The organism is Streptomyces sp. NPDC001002, from assembly GCF_053599215.1.
Genome location: NZ_JBSFLV010000272.1, coordinates 1 through 5,118, shown reverse-complemented (window position 1 = coordinate 5,118; position 5,118 = coordinate 1). Strand labels below are relative to the sequence as shown.

Here is a 5,118-nt window from a genome sequence, read left to right as displayed (position 1 = left end):
TGGAAGATCGAGCAGTCACGGGGTGCCGGACTGCTCGCCGTACGGATGCCCGGCTCGGGCCGCGATCGCGTGCGGCCGGGGCGTGGGACGGGACGACGCCCTCCTGGATGCGGGCGTCGCCTCCCTCGGCGCCTACGGCGAGATCTTCCGCCGCAACACCCACGCGAGCGGCGTGATCCCGCAGATCTCCCTCGTCGTGGGCCCGTGCGCGGGCGGAGCCGTCTACTCCCCCGCGATCACCGACTTCACGGTGATGGTCGACCAGACCTCGCACATGTTCATCACGGGCCCGGACGTCATCAAGACGGTCACCGGCGAGGACGTCGGCTTCGAGGAGCTGGGCGGCGCACGCACCCACAACGCGGTCTCGGGCGTGGCCCATCACATGGCAGGCGACGAGAAGGACGCCATCGAGTACGTCAAGCAACTGCTGTCGTACCTGCCGTCCAACAACCTCTCCGAGGCCCCGGTCTTCCCCGAGGAGGCCGATCTCACCGTCACGGACGAGGACTTGGAGCTGGACACCCTCGTACCGGACAGCGCCAACCAGCCGTACGACATGCACACGGTGATCGAACACGTCCTGGACGACGCCGAGTTCTTCGAGACGCAGGCCCTGTACGCGCCGAACATCCTCACCGGCTTCGGCCGGGTCGAGGGCCGGCCGGTCGGGATCGTCGCCAACCAGCCGATGCAGTTCGCCGGTTGCCTCGACATCACCGCCTCCGAGAAGGCCGCCCGCTTCGTGCGCACCTGCGACGCCTTCAACGTCCCGGTCCTCACCTTCGTCGACGTCCCGGGCTTCCTCCCCGGCGTCGACCAGGAGCACGACGGCATCATCCGCCGAGGCGCCAAGCTGATCTACGCGTACGCCGAGGCGACGGTCCCCCTGATCACCGTGATCACCCGCAAGGCCTTCGGCGGCGCGTACGACGTCATGGGCTCCAAGCACCTCGGCGCCGACCTCAACCTCGCCTGGCCCACCGCCCAGATCGCCGTCATGGGCGCCCAGGGCGCGGTCAACATCCTGCACCGGCGCACCATCGCCGAGGCGGAGGCCAACGGCGACGTCGAGGCCACCCGCGCCCGCCTGATCCAGGAGTACGAGGACGCCCTCCTCAACCCCTACATCGCGGCCGAGCGCGGCTACATCGACGCCGTCGTCATGCCCTCCGACACTCGCGGCCACATCGTCCGCGGCCTGCGCCAACTCCGCACCAAGCGCGAGTCCCTGCCCCCCAAGAAGCACGGCAACATCCCCCTCTAGCCCGCCCGGGAGCCGCCATGAACATCAAGGTCGTACGGGGCAATCCGACCCCGGAGGAGCTGGCCGCCACCCTGGCGGTGGTCCGAGCGCGAGCGGTAGCGGCAGAAGCAACGCCGGCCAACGAGGAGCCCCCAAGGGCAGCCTGGTCCGACCCGTCAAGGATCGCCGCCCACCGCCTACCGCAGCCCGGGCCCACGGCCTGGACCCGCACCTACTGGCCAAGCTAGTCCGGGCCGACTCTTCTTTAGGGGCGCGGGGAACCGCGCACAGAGGAGAAGCTCCGGGCACAACTTGAGTACCCGTACTCAGGCGCACCCCGCAGGGGACCCGCACGCTGGTGACATGTTGTGGTCCGACCCGAAGAACGAGCCGCCCGATGATCTCCGCGAACTGCAGGAGACCCTCAGGCGGCTCGGCTTCTTCCTGGCCGTGGCCATGGTCATCGCCATGATCGTGCTGGGCCTGCGCTAGCGGCCGGCGGCTAATCTGACCGCATGACCGCACAGCCGCGCAGACGAACCGCTCAGCCGCGCAGACGACTCGTCCTCGCCTCCCAGTCCCCGGCCCGCCTCAACCTCCTCCGCCAAGCGGGCCTCGCACCGGAGGTGATCGTCAGCGGCGTCGACGAGGACGCCATCACCGCCCCCACCCCCGCCGACCTCGCCCTGGCCCTCGCCGAGGCGAAGGCCTCCGTCGTCGCCGCCCGACCGGAGGTCCACGGCGCCCTGGTGATCGGCTGCGACTCGGTGCTGGACCTGGACGGCCAGGCGCTGGGCAAGCCGGCCGACGCCGAGGAGGCGACGGCCCGTTGGAAGGCGATGCGCGGCCGGGCTGGCACGCTCCAGACAGGACACTGCGTCTGGGACACCTCGGACGACAACAAGCGGTACGTGTCGGCGACCGCCTCCACGGTCGTCCGCTTCGGCGAGCCCACCGACGAGGAGATCGCCGCGTACGTCGCCACGGGCGAACCCCTTTATGTCGCCGGGGCGTTCACGCTCGACGGCCGCAGCGCGCCGTTCATCGAGGGCATCGAGGGCGACCACGGCAACGTGATCGGCCTCAGCCTGCCGCTGGTTCGCCGCCTGCTGGCCGAACTGGGCGTCGGCATCACGGAGTTGTGGGCGCCGGCGGAGGCGTGACCTTGGGTCCGTCACCGCCCTTGGCGTCCTGGGGCTCCTCGCGGGCGGGCTCCGGCCGGCTGTCGTAGGTCATCAGCAGCAGCACGATGAGCGCGAGTACGAGGATCATGAACAGGAACGCCGGCCAGCCCACCAGCCCCCACACGAAGGCGGCGAGCAGTCCGTGCACCACGGCGGCGCTGATCAGCAGGACGCGGCCGAGGCCGGCCGGCGGACGGTTGCGCAGCGCCACCAGCAGGGCGACCAGCCCGCACAGGGCGAAGTAGAGCCCGAAGACGATCCCGCCGGCCTTCGAGGACACGGCCATCGTGTCCGAGTCGAGGCCGGCCAGGGACATGTCCTGCCGGTCGACGACGATGCCGAGGAACCAGTTCAGCGCGGCGACGCCGAAGGCCTCCACGAACAGGACGACCGCCACGATCCATGCCACCGGCCTGCGTATCACCGGTCCCCACCCACTTCCGAGCCGAACTCTTGTTACCCGAAGTACGTTCGATACATCGCGAACGCTACTAACGGGTAAACCCGGGGACAAGGGTTGCGCGGACCGCAAAGAATCATTGGGCCATTCGTAGGGACTCCACAAAGAAACCGCGTGGGCCGCAGCACGTGATGACAGAGACCTTGACCACAGAGGCGGGCTAGGGTTTCCCCGAGAGGTCCTGCGTACCGAGGTGCGACAAGGGATTTCATGGGTCGGGCACGCCTCGCATCACGCTCCGTGTGGGCAAGCTCACCACCCGGGACGGGTCGAAGTGCCGTGTCGGCAGTCCCTAAACTCGGCTTGTTTCAAGGAGGGAGCCTCAATCGTGCGCAAGGTGCTCATCGCCAACCGTGGCGAAATCGCTGTCCGCGTGGCCCGAGCCTGTCGGGACGCCGGGATCGCGAGCGTGGCCGTATACGCCGACCCGGATCGGGACGCTCTGCATGTCCGCGCCGCGGATGAGGCGTTCGCCCTGGGCGGTGACACCCCGGCGACCAGCTACCTCGACATCGAGAAGGTCCTGAACGCGGCCCGCGAGTCCGGCGCCGACGCCGTCCACCCCGGCTACGGCTTCCTCTCCGAGAACGCGGAGTTCGCCCAGGCCGTCCTGGACGCGGACCTGATCTGGATCGGCCCGCCGCCGCAGGCCATCCGCGACCTCGGTGACAAGGTCGCCGCCCGGCACATCGCGCAGCGCGCCGGTGCCCCGCTGGTGGCCGGCACGCCCGATCCGGTCTCCGGTTCGGACGAGGTCGTCGCCTTCGCCGAGGAGCACGGGCTGCCGATCGCCATCAAGGCCGCCTTCGGTGGCGGTGGCCGCGGTCTCAAGGTCGCCCGCACCCTCGAAGAGGTCCCCGAGCTCTACGACTCGGCCGTCCGCGAGGCCGTCGCGGCCTTCGGCCGGGGCGAGTGCTTCGTCGAGCGCTACCTCGACAAGCCGCGGCACGTGGAGACCCAGTGCCTGGCCGACTCCCACGGCAACGTGGTCGTCGTCTCCACCCGCGACTGCTCGCTGCAACGCCGGCACCAGAAGCTGGTCGAGGAGGCCCCCGCGCCCTTCCTCTCCGAGGCCCAGGTCGCCGAGCTGTACTCCTCTTCCAAGGCCATCCTCAAGGAGGCCGGCTATGTCGGCGCCGGGACCGTGGAGTTCCTGGTCGGCACGGACGGCACGATCTCCTTCCTGGAGGTCAACACCCGCCTCCAGGTGGAGCACCCGGTCACCGAGGAGGTCGCCGGCATCGACCTCGTACGCGAGATGTTCCGTATCGCCGACGGCGAGGAACTCGGCTACGGCGACCCCGAACTGCGCGGCCATTCCTTCGAGTTCCGCATCAACGGCGAGGACCCGGGCCGCGGCTTCCTGCCCGCCCCCGGCACCGTCACCACCTTCGCACCGCCCTCCGGCCCCGGCGTCCGCCTGGACGCGGGCGTGGAGTCCGGCTCGGTCATCGGCCCGGCCTGGGACTCGCTCCTGGCCAAGCTGATCGTCACCGGCGCCACCCGCGAGCAGGCCCTGCAGCGCGCGGCCCGCGCCCTGGACGAGTTCCAGGTCGAGGGCATGGCCACGGCCATCCCGTTCCACCGCGCGGTCGTCAGGGACCCGGCGTTCGCCCCCGAACTCACCGGCAGCGAGGACCCGTTCACGGTCCACACCCGCTGGATCGAGACCGAGTTCGTCAACGAGATCAAGCCCTTCGCCGCCCCCGCCGACACGGAGACGGACGAGGACCCGGACCGCGAGACGATCGTCGTCGAGGTCGGCGGCAAGCGCCTGGAGGTCTCCCTCCCGTCCTCGCTGGGCATGTCGCTGGCCCGCACCGGCCTCGCCGCCGGCGCCCGCCCCAAGCGCCGCGCGGCCAAGAAGTCCGGCCCCGTGGCCTCCGGCGACACCCTCGCCTCCCCGATGCAGGGCACGATCGTCAAGATCGCCGTCGAGGAGGGCCAGGAGGTCAAGGAGGGCGACCTGGTCGTCGTACTCGAAGCGATGAAGATGGAACAGCCGCTCAACGCGCACAAGGCCGGCACCATCAAGGGCCTGTCCGCGGAGGTCGGCGCGTCCATCACTTCGGGCGCCGCGATCTGCGAGATCAAGGACTGAGCCGTACGGCATCGACAGGCGCCCGGCAGACGGCTCGGCATCCGCCGTGCCGGAGCCACCGTCGTACCCCTCGACCGGCTCAGCCCGCCCGACCGGCAGCGACACATCCTCGACGACTCGGGCGCCG

At 70.2% G+C, this 5,118-nt stretch carries 6 protein-coding genes; 5 read left to right on the top strand and 1 reads right to left on the bottom strand.

The genetic code is table 11. The annotated features are described in order from the left end of the window. The 4 genes from ACWDR3_RS47125 to ACWDR3_RS47110 form a co-directional block, all read left to right on the top strand. Window positions 1–1,267: acyl-CoA carboxylase subunit beta (locus ACWDR3_RS47125; RefSeq protein WP_450358851.1), on the top strand; the 1,267-nt coding region annotated here is incomplete at its 5' end. A 17-nt stretch (window positions 1,268–1,284) separates the two neighbouring features. Beyond that, the gene (locus ACWDR3_RS47120) at window positions 1,285–1,494 is read left to right on the top strand and encodes an acyl-CoA carboxylase subunit epsilon (protein WP_450358850.1); all 210 of its coding nucleotides are present in this window, start codon (window positions 1,285–1,287) and stop codon (window positions 1,492–1,494) included. A 115-nt stretch (window positions 1,495–1,609) separates the two neighbouring features. After that, complete coding sequence (gene mmpB, locus ACWDR3_RS47115; RefSeq protein ID WP_450358849.1) at window positions 1,610–1,738, top strand: morphogenic membrane protein MmpB; 129 nt, start codon at window positions 1,610–1,612, stop codon at window positions 1,736–1,738. A gap of 23 nt (window positions 1,739–1,761) precedes the next feature. Continuing rightward, entirely contained in the window at window positions 1,762–2,409 is a 648-nt protein-coding gene (locus ACWDR3_RS47110; RefSeq protein WP_450358848.1) for a Maf family protein, read from the top strand. Here the strand turns inward: ACWDR3_RS47110 and ACWDR3_RS47105 are convergent. Further along, complete coding sequence (locus ACWDR3_RS47105) at window positions 2,378–2,854, bottom strand: hypothetical protein (RefSeq protein ID WP_450358847.1); 477 nt, start codon at window positions 2,852–2,854, stop codon at window positions 2,378–2,380. The two genes, ACWDR3_RS47110 and ACWDR3_RS47105, sit on opposite strands and share 32 nt — an antisense overlap. A 364-nt stretch (window positions 2,855–3,218) precedes the next feature. On the opposite strand from ACWDR3_RS47105, the gene ACWDR3_RS47100 reads away from it, so the two are divergent. Continuing rightward, window positions 3,219–4,991: an acetyl/propionyl/methylcrotonyl-CoA carboxylase subunit alpha gene (locus ACWDR3_RS47100; RefSeq protein WP_450358846.1), complete on the top strand. Its 1,773-nt coding sequence runs from the start codon at window positions 3,219–3,221 to the stop codon at window positions 4,989–4,991. The last annotated feature ends 127 nt before the right edge of the window (window positions 4,992–5,118 follow it).